Raw genomic sequence first — 15,143 nt, forward strand, 5'->3', positions numbered from 1 at the left:
CCGCGGACGAGTGCTATGAAACGGCGAGTTGTAGTTACCGGAATGGGCGCGGTGACCGTCCTGGGGTGCAAGGTCGATGAGCTCTGGCAGAACATCCTCGCCGGCAAGAGCGGGATCCACGAGCTGAAGGCCTTCGACACGACGCGTCACAAGGTCAAGTTCGGCGGCGACATCCACGACTGGGACCCGTCGGAGTATATCTCGCCGAAGGACGCCAAACGCCTCGACCGCTTCACGCAGTTCGCCCACGTCGCGGCGGTGGAAGCCGTGAACCAGTCGGGCGTTGATTTTTCGACCATCGACCCGCGCCGCTGCGGAGTCATCATCGGTTCCGGCGTCGGCGGTCTGACCGAGATCGAGGCCCAGCAGACCCGCTTGATTTTGAAGGGGCCGGACAAGGTCTCGGCGTTCACGATCCCGAAGCTGATGGTCAACGCGGCGTCGGGACACGTCTCGATCCTTTACGGACTCAAGGGCGTGAATGTCGCGGTTGCGACCGCGTGCGCCAGCGCTACTAACGCCATGGGCGACGCCTTCCGCTCCATCCAGTACGACGACGCCGACATCGTGATTACCGGCGGCAGCGAAGCGGCCTGTACCGAAATGGGCCTGGCCGGGTTTGCCAACATGCGGGCCCTCTCCGAGCGGGGTCACGACCCGCAGGGCGCCAGCCGCCCCTTCGACGCCGAACGCGACGGCTTCGTCCTGGCCGAGGGCGCGGGGGTGCTGGTGTTCGAGGAGTACGAGCACGCCAAGGCCCGCAACGCACCGATCTTCGCAGAGATTGTCGGCTACGGCGCCAGCGCCGACGGCGGGCACATCACCCAGCCCGACCCCAATGGCTCGGGCGGCGCCTGGGCGATGACCTGCGCCCTGCGGGACGCCAAGCTCGAGCCGACCGAAGTCGACTACATCAACGCCCACGGGACCAGCACGCCACTGGGCGACAAGGCCGAGACGGTCGGCATCAAGAGCGTCTTTGGCGACCACGCCTACAAGCTGAATGTCTCGAGCACCAAGAGCGAGCTCGGGCACCTGCTCGGCGCGAGCGGTGGCGTAGAGTTGATTCTTAGCATCAAGGCCCTGAACGACGGGGTCTGCCCGCCGACAATCAACCAGCACACCCCCGACCCGGCCTGCGACCTCAACTACACGCCGAACGAACCGCAGCAGCGGGAGGTCAAGGTGGTGATGAGCAATAGCTTTGGGTTCGGCGGCCACAACGGGTCAATCGTCGCCGCCAAGGTCTGATCGACGCTGCCGATTTCTGCGGTGCGGATTAACGCGTTTTCTCGTCAGATTCTTGCTTTATCGTCAAGGTCCGCCTAGCTTTTCGGCAGGGGCAGTGGGTCCTAGGACCCGCTTAGGGAACAGCACGATAAGACACCATGATGCGTCCTCGGCCTGCGGGCCCTTCTCTTCTCGCAATTCTGACCGCCGCTGTGCTCGCGCACTTAGCGGTTGCGTGCCAGGCGGCTAATCTGCGCATCGACTACAGCCAGGATGGGTCGGGCTTCTTCAGTGCATCGACATCGCAGGGGCAGCAGGCCCGCGCCGCGTTGAACGCGGCCGCCGACTACTACAGCGGGATCCTGACTGATTCGCTGGCGCCGGTTTCGGTGCCGGCGCGCTTCTACGGCGGTGGCGGCGGCACGGGGGACATCTTCCTGGAGTTTGCCGACCCAAACGACCCCACCAACCAAAATGCCGCGGTCAAGCTAGACCAGTTCACGATCGCTCAGAACGAGTATGTCGTGTTCGCCGGCGGGGCCCCCTTGTCGGGCTCGACCGGCAAGCAGATCGCGAGCGCCGGGCTCGGCTGGTCGAACTACCAGTACAGCCTGCTGCCGGCCGACATCGCGACCTTCGTGCAGTCATACGACGACTTTGTTAGCAGCTACAAATCCCGTGGCCAGGCGAGCGGCTTTGCCCATTGGGGCGGGACGATCTCCTTCGACAACGACGGCACCACCGACTGGCACCTCGACCTCAACTCGGCGCCGTCGACGGGCGAGAGCGACCTGTACTCGGTGGCGCTGCACGAGTTGGGGCACGTGCTGGGATTCGGCGGCAGCTCCCTGAGTAATCTTGGCCTGGTCAACGCGGCGGGCAATTTCGTCGGCGCCGCCGCGGTCGAAGCGTTCGGCGCCCCGGTCCCGATGCAGTCGGGGGGCGGGCACTGGGCCGAGGGCACGATGTCGGTCGCGATCGACACCGGCGCCACCCAGGAAACCCTCTACGACCCAAGCTTCAACGGCTCGGTCCGCAAGGAGCTGACAATGCTAGACGCCGCAGGGTTGTCCGACCTTGGCTGGAGCGTCGGCTTGCCGGCGCTGGTAGCGGGTGACTTCAACGGCGACCTGCGGACAAACGCCGCCGACTACACGGTTTGGCGCGAGGGGCTACGGAGCCCCTACCCTGCCAGCGACTACAAGGTTTGGGCCGAGAACTACGGGCAGGCCGGGCCGTCGCTAGCTCCAACAGCGGCGCCTTCGCCCGGCGGGGGCGCCCTCCTTCTCTCGCTTGCCACGGCGGCTCTCCTCCGCCGAAGCTAACAGCACGGCTCAACTCGTATTGCGTTCTCCTGCCACCCCCCCGTACCATCCGCCGCCCAGCGGGTCGGGTTTGGCTCGTCATCCTGCTGGTGGAAGTGTCCGCCCGTCCGATGGGAGAACCCCCGATGCGAAGCCTCCGTACCGCCGCCCTGTTGAGTCTCTGCGCCGCCGCGTCCTTCGCCGCCGCCCAGCAGCAAGACTGGTCGGCCCCGTCGGCCGATTCCCGGTACGCTAGCCCCGCCGGCGGCGCCGCGGGCCCTCCTGCGGAACCTCGCTACGGCCAGCCAGCTCAGCCGGTCGCGCCTCCAACGCCAGACCAGAGCATCACGCCGCTGCCCGGCTCTACGCCGCCGGCGACCGGTTCGGCGCCAAGCGGTCAGGCGATGGCCCCCTTCGGCGGCTCTGCTCCTAGCCGCGCCCGCGTCAGCAAGGGGCCGAGCTCGCTGCCTAACGACCACGGGCAGGTGATGCGCGAGTACGACATCCGCCCCTACACGCTTAAGGTCGCCAACACACCGCACCCCGAGCAGACCATCGTCGACTGGATCTTGCGAGAAACCGGTTACGAAACCTGGCACTCCGACCCGCTCGGCATCCTGAACGCCACCCGCGACACGCTGCGGGTGTACCACACCCCGGAAACCCAGGGCGTGGTGGCCGACATCGTCGACCGGTTTGTGAATACTCAGAGCGAGTCTAAGGCGTTTGCCCTGCGGATTGCGACCGTGCGGAGCCCCGGCTGGCGGGCCCGCGCGATGCCGCTGATGACCGCCATCCCGGTGCAGTCGCCCGGCATGCAGGGCTGGATTTTGCCCAAGGAAAACGCCGCGCTGCTGATGGCTGACCTGGTCCGCCGCACCGATTACCGCGAACACAGCTCCTCGGGTCAGTTGGTGCTCAACGGCCGGTCCGCCATTATGTCGACCATGCGGCCCCGGCAGTACATCAAGGGTATCGTCCGCACGCAGAACACCTGGCCCGGCTTCCAGCCCGAGACGGGCACTCTGGAAGAAGGCGCCAGCATGGAGTTTAGCCCGCTGCTCTCGTTCGACGGCGCCACGGCGGACGCGATTGTTAAGATCCGGATCAACCAGGTCGAGAAGATGCAGCAGGTGCAGCTTGATATCCCGACTCAGATGGCCGGTCCGCAGCGGATGGAAATCGAGGTGCCGCAGCTCACGTCGGCGACGATCCACGAGCGTTTCCGCTGGCCGTCCGATCAGGTGCTGCTGCTCAGCCTGGGGGTGGTCGCGCCGCCGACGCCCGACAAGGGCAATCAGTTGCTCAACCTGATCCCCGGGGTTAACGCCCCGCCGCGTGCCGACGGCCTGCTGTTCATCGAGGTCAAGGGCACCGCCACTCCGAGCTCGAACCCAGGCTCCGTTCCGTCCACCGCGATGCGTTCGACCGGCGGTTTTAGCGGTAGATACTGATCGCCCCGGCGCTATACTTAGGGGTCTCCCAGGATTTTGCCGCCCTCGGCGATTTGGTAAGCTGCGTTGACTATGACTACACCCTCTCCGTCCGGCCGCGTGGCCCCGTCCCAGCGCGTGGTAGTCACCGGCGTTGGCTTGATTAGTCCCTCCGGCAGCTCTGCCGACGAGTTGTGGAGCAACCTGTCGGCTGGTCGCAGCGCGGTCGGGCCTGCGACGCTGGTCCCCGCAGACGCCGGCCCGATGGCGATTGCCTCCGAGGCGAAGGCGTTTAGCGGCAAGATCGACGACTTCGGCGAGCTCGACGGAAAGCTGAAAAAGTCGATCCGCAAGGCGCTCAAGATGATGTGCCGTGAGACCCAGATGGCGGTCGCCGCGGCGCAGCTCGCGTTCGCCGACTCGGGCGTCTCGGAAGCGGACCACGACCCCGAAGGCACCGGCGTGGTGCTCGGCAGCGACTATATGCTGACCATGCCGGAAGACTACATCCGCGCTGTCGCCAAGTGCGCCGAGGGCGATCGCTTCGACTACAACCGCTGGGGCGACGAAGGTCTGGCCGAGATCGAGCCGCTGTGGATGCTCCGCTACCTGCCCAACATGCCGGCCAGCCATATCGCCATCTTCAACGACTTCCGCGGCCCGAACAACTCGCTCACGATGCGCGAGGCGGCCGGCCTGATGGCCATTGGCGAGGCGTATCGGATTGTCTCCCGCGGCGGAGCGAACCGGATGATCGCCGGCGCCACGGGCACGCGGCTGATGCCGATGCAGGCGATCCACTCGATGCAACTGGAGCAGCTCGCCCCCGCGGATGGCGACCCGACCAAGGCGTGCCGCCCGTTCGACAAGCAGCGTCAGGGCATGGTCGCCGGCGAGGGCGCCGCGACCATCGTTCTCGAATCGCTCGAGGCGGCCGAGGCCCGCGGGGCGACGATCTACGGCGAGCTCGCCGGCTTCGGCTCCAGCCTGGTGACCAGTGCCGACCTTGCCGGCGACACCGAGGCGGCGCTTGGCAACTCGATGCGCGCCGCGCTGGCGGACGCCGGTATGGCGCCCGCCGAGCTTGGTCACATCAGCGCGTTCGGTCTCGGCGCCACTGAATCCGACGCCGCCGAGTCGCGGGCGATTGGCCGTGCGCTCGGCTCCGAAGCGGCCGCCAAGCCGGTGACCGCGTTGAAGAGCTACTTCGGAAACCTCGGCGCCGCCGGCGGCGTTGTCGAGCTGATCGGCGGGCTCATGGCTTTGCGGGCGGGCGTCCTGCCACGTGTACTCAACTACCAGACCCCGGACCCCGCGTGCCCGGTCGCGGTGGTGAGAGAAGAGGGAGTCGCGGCGGGCGGCAGCCTGGTGGCGAGCAGCGTCACACCCCAGGGGCAGGCCGCATCGATTGTCGCGACGGCAGCGGTTTAGACAGCCGCCGAACGGGTCGGTAGCGGTTGACAGCTGACCGCATGAGGACTAGTCTGCAGTTAACTCACTGACCTCGTTTGAGGACGCCCGATGGGCGCCTCTGACAGCCGGCGAAAGCCGGCTTTTTGCGTCGATGGGGGTGAGTGTTTGCGTTACAGGGGCGCCGCGGCGTGGAAAGCCACGGCGTCCGCAAAACAATCCGACAACCTGATTTGCCCGGCGGCGGGCGTCATTCGCCGCGAAGGAGCACGAAGCCATGAACGCCAGCGAAATCCTGCGGATCGTCGACGCCATCCATCGTGACAAGAACATCGATAAGGAAATCGTGTTCGAGGGGATCGAGGCGGCGCTGGTTTCGGCCCTGAAAAAATACCACGGCGAAGAAGCCGAGATTGACGTCAAGATCAATCAAGAAGACGGCTCGGTCACCGCCGTCTGCGAGGGCGAGACGCTCGACTCCGAAGAGGTCGTGGGCCGCATCGGAGCGCAGACCGCCAAGCAGGTGATGATCCAAAAGATCCGCGAGGCCGAGCGCGACGCCCTGTACGACGAGTACGAAGAGCAGATCGGCGAGATGGTCAGCGGCATCGTGCAGCGGTACGAGGGCGCCGCGGCGACCGTGTCGCTCGGCAACGTCGAGGCAATCCTGCCCCGCAGCGAGCAGATCCCTGGCGAGACCCACCACGCCAACGAGCGTGTCCGCTGCACGGTCTACGAAGTCCGCAAGGCGGGCAGCCGGGTGAAGGTCATCCTCAGCCGCCGCGCGCCGCAGCTGGTGCAGCGGTTGTTCGAACAAGAAATCCCCGAGATCGCCGACGGCGTCATCGAGATCCGCGCCATGGCCCGCGAGCCCGGCTACCGCTCGAAGGTCGCCGTTAGCAGCAGCGACGCCCGGGTCGATTGCGTCGGCGCGTGTGTCGGCGTCCGCGGCAACCGCATCAAGAACATTGTCGACGAGCTGTCGGGCGAACGGATCGACATCGTCCGCTGGGACGATGACCTCGAGGTGCTGATCCCCAACGCCCTGCAGCCGGCCGAGGTCGAGCAGGTGATCCTGTGTCGCATCCTGGGCCGGGCGATCGTGCTGGTACGGGAGGACAACCTGTCGCTGGCGATCGGTCGACGCGGACAGAACGTCCGCCTGGCGAGCAAGCTCTCTGGCTGGGACATTGAGATCATGACCCAGGAAGAGCTGGCCGAGTCGATCGATCGGGCGGTTGAGGGTTTCAGCGGCATCGAGGGGGTCACCTTCGAGCTGGCCGAGAAGCTGGTCGAGGAGGGTTTCCTCAGCTACGACGACCTCTCCATAATCGAGCCCGACGACCTGATGCAGATGGGCGGGCTGAGCGAGGAGCAGGTCGACAAGATTGTCGAGCAGGCAGAGGCACGTGCCGAAGAGGCCGAGGCGGCCGCGGCTGCGGCCCGACGCAAGAAGAACGAAGAGGCTCGCCAGGCCGAGCAGCAGGCTGCCGCCGAGGCCGCTGCCGCGGCAGAGGGGGGAGCGGAGGAGGCGGAGGCCGCGGAAGTGGCGCCCGAGAACGCCGAATCCGAAGATCCCGCACAGCCCGATGCCGAAACGGCCGATGAGCCCTCTGAAGAGCCGAAAGAGGCGCCCGCAGAGGGATAACGGCGTTAAATTTGGGCTAATCCCGCCCCTCGGCACGCTGCCCCCCTTTTAACAGCGGGGCCACGGGATAATGATAAAGGGCTTGGTGGTCATTCACGATAGTGAGTGCTCTCACTGTAAGCGTCTGGTGTCCGGACGCTCACTCAAGCGGAGGCAAGCGTCATGGTTTCGTGATAGATAAAACGAGAACTCCTCACGCGGCGCCTCTTGCAGGCGACGCTGGGTGAGCCAACGTGAACGAATGCCAGACGCATGACGAGTTCAACGGAGAACATCAGTTTGGCGGTTCGTATCTATTCACTGGCCAAAGAGCTAAACGTTGACAGCAAAGAGCTGGTCGACATCTGCACCCGCGCAGGCGTGCCCGGCAAGGGGTCTGCCCTGGCGAGCCTGACCGACGACGAAGTCGCCAAGGTCAAGCAGTTCATGAGCGGCCCGAGCGACGCCCCCGTCGCCAAGGGCGCGAAGGGCAAGGCCGCGCCGCCCCCGCCGGTCCGCCCCACCGAGGCCCGCGGCGCCGACCGCATGAAGGTGATCGTCACTCCCAAGACGGGTGGGCCGCGCCTTAGCCCGCGGCGGGGATCCGAGGAGGAGGAACAGCCGACCGAGGCCGAGACGCCGCCTCCCGCGGAGGCCGCGCCGGGCGAAGCCGCCCAGGCCGAGTCCACGCCGTCGGAAGCAGTAGCGTCCGAGGCCCCGGCGGGGGGCGTTCCCGCTGGAGAAGTCGCCGAGGAGCAGGGAGCGGCGGTTGCCAGCCAAGCAGCCGAAGCGGCCTCGGCCGCCGAGACCGCGGCCGAAGTGCACCGCGAGAAACTCGCCAAGCCCGGCCCGCTCGCCCGAATGGTCCGCAAGGAAGATTACATTGGCCCTGCCAACTCCGGCAGCGGCAAGATGCCCGTTGTTGGCGCCGGCGGCGATCAACGCAAGGGCGGGGCCCGCAAGTCGCCCGAGGCCAAGGCCCGGCCTGCGGTCCGCCTGGCGGCGGTGCCGGCCAAGGCTCAGCCGAAGAAGCCAGAAAAGCCAAAGGAAGAAGCCAAGGCCCAGAAGCCGGTCATGACCCTTCCGACCGAAGTGCTCGGGGCCAACAAGCTCGGCAGCAAGCCGCTTGCCCAGCACCTGCGCCGCGCCGAGCGGACGCTCGAGGCCGAGCAGATCCGCGAGCGGACCGGCGGCGCGCGTGCAAAGGAGACCGAGGACGACGACAGCCGCCGCAAGGCGAGTGGCCGCCCGATGCTGGGCGGACGCGAGGCCCGGCAACTCAATCGCGACCGCGGCAATCGCCGCCAACGCCCTGGGTTTGGACGCCGCGTTCGACGCACCCGTCGGTCCGGAGTCAACACCGCGGCGCCGCGAAAGGGCCGCATCGAGATCCAGCTGCCGTGCACCGTGCGGGACCTCTCGGAGGCCGCCGGCGTCCCCGCCCGTGACATCCAGCGGATCCTGATGGAAGAAGGCGTAATGGCCACCATCAACACGCCGATGGACCCGGAGCTGACCGAGTTCGTGGCGGCCGAGCTGGGGATGGACGTCGACTTCCTGCAGCCCGAGACGCTCGAGGACAAGGTGCTCCGCCGTCTCGACGAGATAGAAGACGACGAGAAGGACCTGCAGGACCGCCCGCCGGTTATCACGTTCCTGGGGCACGTCGACCACGGCAAAACCTCGCTGCTTGATAAGCTGATCGGCATCGACGTCGCGAGTGGCGAGAGCGGTGGCATCACCCAGCACATCCGCGCCTACCAGATCGAGAAGGGCGACAAGAAGATCTCGTTCGTCGACACCCCGGGCCACGAGGCATTTACCGCCATGCGGGCCCGCGGGGCGAACGTGACCGACATCGCCGTGATTGTGGTCGCCGCCGACGACGGCGTCATGCCGCAGACCGAGGAAGCGATCAGCCACGCGCGGGCCGCCGACGTGCCGATTGTCGTCGCGCTCAACAAGATGGACCTGCCCGGCGCCGACCCGATGAAGGCGATGACCGGCCTCAGCCAGAACGGCCTGCAGCCGAGCGAGTGGGGCGGCGACGTGGAGGTCGTGAAGACCAGCGCCGCCACCGGCGAGGGGCTCGACGAGCTTCTCGACACCATCCTCACGGTCGCCGAGCTGCACGAGTACAAGGCCAACCCCAACCGGTCCGCGATCGGCGTCTGCCTCGAGGCGACGCAGGACGCCGACCAGGGCGTGCAGGCCAAGATGATCGTTGAGACCGGCACGCTGCGGATCGGCGACATCGTTGTCTGCGGCGACGCCTACGGACGCGTCCGCTCGATGAGCAACACGCTTGACAAGCACCAGAAGATGGACGAGGCCGGACCGACCGCCACGGTCAACCTGACCGGCTTCGACGTCGCGCCGCCCGCCGGCGAACGCTTCTACGTGCTGGACGACGTGGCCCAGGCGCGAGAGATCGCCGAGGCGCGGGCGCACCAGACCCGCTCCGAGTTCCTCGGCCAGACCGGCTACCAGCACGTCACGCTCGAGACCCTCTTCGACCGCCTGGACGGGGTCGAGGAGGTGCAGACACTCAACCTGATCATCCGCGCCGACGTGCGGGGCTCGATCGAGGCGATCCAGAAGGAACTCGCCAAGCTCGAGCACCCCGAGGTTAGGCTGCGGGTGTTGCAGGCGAGCGTCGGCGGAGTGACCGCCGCGGACATCCACCTGGCGGACGCCTCGGACGCGATCATCATCGCGTTCAACGTCGTGCCGGAGGAATCGGCCCGTTCGCTCGCGGAGCAGTCGGGCGTCCAGGTCCGCCGCTACGACATTATCTACAAGATTACCGACGAGCTGCGCGCCGCGATGGAGGGCATGCTCCGTCCAGAGAAGATGGAGGTCTCGCTGGGTCGCGCGTTGATCCAGCAGGTGTTCCGCATCAGCCGCATCGGCTCGGTTGCCGGTTGTCGCGTGATCCAGGGCGTCGTGGAACGCAACGCCCGGGCCCGCGTTATCCGCGACAGCACGATCATCGGCGACTACCCGATCGACGCACTGAAACGCGAGAAGGACGACGCCAAAGAGGTCCGTGAAGGTTACGAGTGCGGCATCAAGCTGTCCGGCTTCAACGACATCAAGGAAGCCGACCTGCTGGAGGTCTACAAGGTGGAGGAGATTGCCAGGAGCTTTGACGACTGACGCCCGGCGCCATCCGCTCCCGAAGGGCGGCGCCCGTAGTTGATCGCCAACCCCCCGGACAAATCGTCCGCGGGACTGTATCCCCCTAGCAAGCACGCCGACCATGACCTCCCGAAGAGTACTCAAAGCCGCCGAAGCGATCCGCGAAGTCGTCAGCATGGCGATCCTGACCGAGATCCGCGACCCGCGCGTCTCTGACGTGACGGTGACCTACGTCGAGGTGTCCGCCGACATGCGGCAGGCGAAGGTGCACGTTTCGGTGATGGGCGACGACGCCAAGGGCAAGCTCTGCCTGCACGGGCTGCAGAGCTCCGCGGGATTCCTGCAGAGCAGGATCTCGCAACGGATCGACACCCGCTACACCCCCCAGCTCAAGTTTGAGCTCGACATGGGCGTGAAGAATTCGATCGCCATGACGAAGTTGCTGAGCGAGGTCCTCGAGGATGGTCCCGAGCCGCCTGGTGAAGACGCCCAGTCCGACTCCGACGACCAGTAAACCACCCAAGACGAACGACACTCGACGCCCCAATTCCAATGGGCCCCTAGTTTAAATGGCCGCATCCAATCGCGCAAACCGAATCACGAAGCTCGTCTCGAGCCTCAAGAAGCACTACAAACCCGTGCCCGCGTCGAAGGACCGGACGCTGCTCGAGAACCTGGTGTTCGCCTGCCTGCTGGAGGGCTCGCCCCACGAGGCCGCCGAAGAGGCGTTCGAGCGGCTGAAGGCGAACTACTTTGACTGGAACGAAGTGCGGGTCAGCACGCGTCGCGAATTGAGCGACGAGCTGAGAATGCTCAACGACCCCGAGGCGGCCGCGGACCGGCTGAAACGATCGCTGCAGAGCATGTTCGAGGGCGTCTACACGTTTGACCTCGAGCCGCTCAAGAAGCAGAACCTCGGCCAGACCGTCAAGCAGTTCCAGTCGTACAAGGGCATCAGCCCGTTCGCGATTGCGTACGTCACCCAGACCTCGTTGGGGGGGCACTCGATCCCAGTGAACTTCGGGCTGTTTACGGCGTTTGTCACGCTCGACATCACGACGCCCGCCGAGGCCAAGGCGGGCGCCGCCCCGGGGCTCGAACGGGCTATCCCGAAGTCCAAGGGGATCGAAGTTGGTTCGATGCTGCACCAGCTCGGCGTGGAGGTCGGCAAGAACCCGTACGGTCAGGGGGCCCGCAAGATCTTGTTGGCTCTCGATCCCGGCTGCAAGGATCGGTTGCCGAAGCGCCCGGCCAAGGCCCCCGAGCCCGCCAGGCCGACCAAGAAATCGAGCGTCGCAAATAAGAAGGTCGCGGGCAAGCCCGACGCGACCGCCACGAAGACCGCCGACAAGCCGGTTGCCGACAAGCCCGCGGGGAAGAAGAGCAAGCCCGCCGCTGCGAAGAAGGACGCTCCGGAGCCGGTGAAGAAGAAGGTCAAAAAGAAGGTCAAGAAGGCCTCCGCCAAAGCCCCCACCGCTAAGAAGGCGGAGAAGAAAAAGGTCAAGAAGGCCGTGAAGAAGACCGTCAAGAAGAAGACCGCTGCCAAACGCAAACCGAAGTAGCGCGTGCTCGCCGTGGCTCTGAGACACCTACTCCTGCTCTGCCTGTGCGTCCCGGCCACGCCGCCGCTCCTGGCAGAGTCCGCGGCGCCCCCGGCCGAGCCGCTCAGCGAGCGGCAGCGCGACCAGATCGACGCGGCCGCAAGCTACGCGTTGGCCACGACGCTCTTCGCAAGTTCCGACCTCCCCGCCGCGTTGCACGCCTTCGAACGCGCCTGGCGCTGGGACCCGGGCGAGGACCAACTGCTGGACCGCATCGTCCCCCTGGCGGTGAGTCTGGGCCGCGCCGACGAGGCGATCCGCTACGCACTCATCAGGGCCGGGGACGGCAGCGTGTCCCCCGAGATGCTGCGGCGGCTCGCCCTGTTCGCTTCCGAGTCGGAGCAGTGGGACGAGGCGAAGCGCCTCTACGAGCTCTGGCTGCAGTCGACGCCCGAGTCGAGCAACGCGTTCGAGCGGGCCATGGTCCGGATCGAACTCGGCCGCCTCTACCGTCGGCAGGGTAATGCGGCGGAGGCCTCCGCGTGTCTGGCCAAGATCCAGAAGAAGCTGCTGGCGGCGCCGAACTCAAAGGCGTCGCGGCAGATAATCACCGGCCTGGGGGGCTCCCTCAGCCAGGTCTACGAGATGTTTGGCAAGTGCCACCTCGAGGCGGGAGAGCTTCACCTCGCCGCCGAGGCATTCAGCCAGGCGCGCGACGAGCTCGAGACCGACGCCGCCGCCAACTATTGGTTGGCATTGCTCGAGCTGGAGCGGTCGCAGCCGCTCGACGCGTACGCCCACCTGCAGCAGTACTTTGCGGCGCCGGGCGACCCGCTCGGCGCCGCGCCGTACGAACTTCTCCGCAAGGTGCTGGTTAAGATCAACGACCGTGAGCACTGGCCCGCCGAGCTCAGCCGCTTGCGTGAGCAGCACCCCGACAGCCTGTACGGCCTGCAGGCAGAGGCCGAGACGCTGGCGGCCGCGGGCAAAGCCGACGATGCGGCCCCCCTGCTCCGCCGGCTGATCGACGACGCTCTGTCCGAGGCGGCGCCGATCGACGAGGACTCGTTTGCAGCGTGTGGTGTCTGGCTGCTACGGCACTACGCGGCCACCGGAGAAGCCAACCGGGTGATCCCCCTGGTTTCGCAGCTGGGCAAGGTACACCCGTCCCTCGATCCTTACGCCAACGTAATCAAGGCGGCCATAAGCGACAACGCGTTCGCCGCGCAGGTCAACGCCCGGCTGCGACTAGTGGCCGATCAGCCGCAGACCAACCCCGCCGAGTTATTGCCGGCGGCCTACCTCGCCCTGACCGCGGGTGAGATCGACCTCGCGACTTCGATTGCAGAACGCAGCCTCGCGGATGACAAGAACGTCGAGGGCGACGACCTGCTGAGCTTTGCGGTCGGCCTGCTGCTCGCCGATCAGGGGGAGGCCGGCGCCGGCCTAATCCGCCGCGCCCTCGAGCAGGGTGCAGTCGACGAGGAAAGCCCCGCCGCGTGGTACTACCTCAGCGCAGGGCTGCGCGGCGTCGACGACACCGAGGCAGTGAACGCCGCACGGCGGGCGGCCGAGCTCGCCCCCGCGTCCCCCGAGTTCGCGGCGAACGTGGCTCGGGTGCTCCAGGCAGCGGGCCAGACGCAGGCCGCCGCCGACGAGTTCGCGGCGGTGCTGCGGCGTTTCGAATCCGACCCGGACCCGTCCACGCGGGCCACGCTCCGCGAGACGCGGCTCAGCTATTCTTACCTGCTCCTGCAGGACGATCGCGTCGACGATGCGGTCGAGCAGCTGCAGCAGGTGCTCGACGAATTCCCCTCCGACCCCGGCGCCAGCAACGACCTGAGCTACCTATGGTCCGATCGCGGGCTGCACCTGCAGCGGGCCCTCCGCCTGGCCGAGACGGCTGTCGCGGCCGAACCCGACAACCCGGCCTACCTCGATAGTCGCGGCTGGGGTCTATTTAAGCTTGGCCGCTTCGACGAGGCGCGGGATAATCTGGCTGCGGCCGTCAACGCAACCGACGAGGCCGACCCAGAAATCCTCAACCACTTGGCCTATTCTCACTTGGCGCTCGGGGATCGCGGGGCGGCGCTCCGCGATTGGCGGCGTGCACTGTCGTTGATCGACGACGCGCAGCAGGGGCTGCTGCGGGCAGAGATCGAGCAGCGGCTGCAAGATTTGGCGCGGCAAGCCGGCGTCGGCGAAGCCCCGGAAAAGAATCCTCACTAGTTCACATTTAGACGCGGGTTTAGCATGGCAGGCCACTCACACTGGGCGGGCATCAAGCACAAGAAGGCGGCGATCGATGCCAAACGCGGCAAGGTTTGGAGCAAGCTCTCCAAGGCGATTATCGTCGCGGCGAAGATGGGCGGAGCCGACCCCGACGCCAACCTGCGCCTCCGCTACGCGATCAACGACGCCAAAGCGGTCTCAATGCCCAAGGACAACATTGAGCGGGCCATCAAGAAGGGCGCCGGAGACAGCGACGGCGACAATTACGAGGAGATCATCTACGAGGGCATGGGGCCGTCCGGCGTCGCCTTCATGTGCGAGATCCTCACCGACAACCGCAACCGCACCGCGCCCGAGATCCGCAAGATTTTTGAGGTCTGCGGCGGCAAGCTCGGCGCTACGGGCTGCGCCGCGTGGATGTTCGAGCGCAAGGGCCTGCTCATAATCCCTGCTAGCGAGACCGACGAGGAGTCGCTGATGGAGCTCGCCCTCGAAGCGGGCGCCGACGACGTCAAGCACGAGGGCGAGAACTTCGAGGTTACCTGCCCAATCGACGCGTACAACGACGTTACCGCCGCGGTCGAGGCGGCCGAGCTAGCGACCGAGAGCAGCGAGATCACCTATCTCCCAAACGACTACGTCGAGGTCCCCCGGGAGGACGCCGGCAAGATCCTCAAGCTCATGGAACGCCTCGACGACCACGACGACGTCCAGAAGGTCAGCGCGAACTTTAGCATCGACGAGTCGATCATGGCGGAGCTGGAAGAATAGTACCGTCGGTCCGCGAGCGGCCTGATTCCCCCGGCTTTTCCCGGACGATCAGGGCTTCCCGAGCCGAATGACTTTTAGTAAGCTACAAGAAGTCGCGGACCCTCGTTCTCGGGGGCTTTCTACGCGGCAAAATCTCAATCAAGTTCGGGCCGTGGCGCAGTCTGGTAGCGCGTTTGACTGGGGGTCAAAAGGTCGCAGGTTCGAATCCTGTCGGCCCGACTTTACGTAACTCATTGCTGAATCGCTTGTTGCGATACCTGCCGGTCTTCGGTAGTGCGGCGTTTTCCCGGAAGCCAAAACGGTACATACCGTTTTGGAGATTCAGGAGCACCGCATATGCCAAGACTCACTCAATCTCTCCCGAAGTACCGCAAGCACCGCGCGAGCGGCCAGGCCCTCGTGACGCTGGGCGGCCGCGATTTCTATCTCGGGCCACACGGCACTCAGGCTAGCC

Annotated in this window: 10 protein-coding genes and 1 tRNA gene; all 11 read left to right on the plus strand. The window is 66.2% G+C overall.

Translation table 11 applies throughout. The features are described 5' to 3' along the window. The first annotated feature begins 15 nt into the window (after window positions 1-15). The 11 genes from fabF to Pla123a_RS20410 all read left to right on the plus strand — a co-directional run bounded on the left by fabF (window position 16) and on the right by Pla123a_RS20410 (window position 14,908). Complete coding sequence (gene fabF / locus Pla123a_RS20360; RefSeq protein ID WP_146590440.1) at window positions 16-1,251, plus strand: beta-ketoacyl-ACP synthase II; 1,236 nt, start codon at window positions 16-18, stop codon at window positions 1,249-1,251. Window positions 1,252-1,442: 191 nt separating this feature from the next. Continuing rightward, window positions 1,443-2,555, plus strand: coding sequence for a matrixin family metalloprotease (locus tag Pla123a_RS20365; RefSeq protein WP_146590441.1), 1,113 nt, complete (start codon window positions 1,443-1,445; stop codon window positions 2,553-2,555). A 125-nt stretch (window positions 2,556-2,680) separates the two neighbouring features. After that, window positions 2,681-3,988 (plus strand): hypothetical protein, encoded by a 1,308-nt coding sequence (locus Pla123a_RS20370; RefSeq protein WP_146590442.1) that lies wholly within the window; start codon window positions 2,681-2,683, stop codon window positions 3,986-3,988. Between the two features lie 72 nt (window positions 3,989-4,060). Further along, entirely contained in the window at window positions 4,061-5,398 is a 1,338-nt protein-coding gene (locus tag Pla123a_RS20375; protein ID WP_146590443.1) for a beta-ketoacyl-[acyl-carrier-protein] synthase family protein, read from the plus strand. Window positions 5,399-5,654: 256 nt separating this feature from the next. Continuing rightward, complete coding sequence (gene nusA, locus Pla123a_RS20380) at window positions 5,655-7,025, plus strand: transcription termination factor NusA (RefSeq protein WP_146590444.1); 1,371 nt, start codon at window positions 5,655-5,657, stop codon at window positions 7,023-7,025. A gap of 252 nt (window positions 7,026-7,277) precedes the next feature. Then, window positions 7,278-10,163 (plus strand): translation initiation factor IF-2, encoded by a 2,886-nt coding sequence (gene infB / locus Pla123a_RS20385; RefSeq protein ID WP_231956573.1) that lies wholly within the window; start codon window positions 7,278-7,280, stop codon window positions 10,161-10,163. Window positions 10,164-10,266: 103 nt separating this feature from the next. Continuing rightward, window positions 10,267-10,659, plus strand: coding sequence for a 30S ribosome-binding factor RbfA (rbfA, locus tag Pla123a_RS20390; RefSeq protein ID WP_146590445.1), 393 nt, complete (start codon window positions 10,267-10,269; stop codon window positions 10,657-10,659). A gap of 55 nt (window positions 10,660-10,714) precedes the next feature. Beyond that, window positions 10,715-11,707, plus strand: coding sequence for a tetratricopeptide repeat protein (locus tag Pla123a_RS20395; protein ID WP_146590446.1), 993 nt, complete (start codon window positions 10,715-10,717; stop codon window positions 11,705-11,707). A 12-nt stretch (window positions 11,708-11,719) separates the two neighbouring features. Then, window positions 11,720-13,915, plus strand: a complete 2,196-nt coding sequence (locus tag Pla123a_RS20400; RefSeq protein WP_146590447.1) for a tetratricopeptide repeat protein — start codon at window positions 11,720-11,722, stop codon at window positions 13,913-13,915. A gap of 24 nt (window positions 13,916-13,939) precedes the next feature. Further along, window positions 13,940-14,689, plus strand: coding sequence for a YebC/PmpR family DNA-binding transcriptional regulator (locus Pla123a_RS20405; protein ID WP_146590448.1), 750 nt, complete (start codon window positions 13,940-13,942; stop codon window positions 14,687-14,689). A gap of 145 nt (window positions 14,690-14,834) precedes the next feature. After that, window positions 14,835-14,908, plus strand: a tRNA-Pro gene (locus Pla123a_RS20410). Window positions 14,909-15,143: the final 235 nt, after the last annotated feature.

It is taken from the genome of Posidoniimonas polymericola (assembly GCF_007859935.1).
GTDB classification, from domain to species: Bacteria; Planctomycetota; Planctomycetia; order Pirellulales; family Lacipirellulaceae; genus Posidoniimonas; species Posidoniimonas polymericola.

Coding starts and splice junctions, on each gene's coding strand:
- Pla123a_RS20370 (WP_146590442.1), top strand. CDS start 2,681: ATGCGAAGCCTCCGTACCGCCGCCCTGTTGAGTCTCTGCGCCGCCGCG.
- rbfA (WP_146590445.1), top strand. CDS start 10,267: ATGACCTCCCGAAGAGTACTCAAAGCCGCCGAAGCGATCCGCGAAGTC.
- infB (WP_231956573.1), top strand. CDS start 7,278: ATGACGAGTTCAACGGAGAACATCAGTTTGGCGGTTCGTATCTATTCA.
- Pla123a_RS20405 (WP_146590448.1), top strand. CDS start 13,940: ATGGCAGGCCACTCACACTGGGCGGGCATCAAGCACAAGAAGGCGGCG.
- Pla123a_RS20395 (WP_146590446.1), top strand. CDS start 10,715: ATGGCCGCATCCAATCGCGCAAACCGAATCACGAAGCTCGTCTCGAGC.
- Pla123a_RS20375 (WP_146590443.1), top strand. CDS start 4,061: ATGACTACACCCTCTCCGTCCGGCCGCGTGGCCCCGTCCCAGCGCGTG.
- nusA (WP_146590444.1), top strand. CDS start 5,655: ATGAACGCCAGCGAAATCCTGCGGATCGTCGACGCCATCCATCGTGAC.
- fabF (WP_146590440.1), top strand. CDS start 16: ATGAAACGGCGAGTTGTAGTTACCGGAATGGGCGCGGTGACCGTCCTG.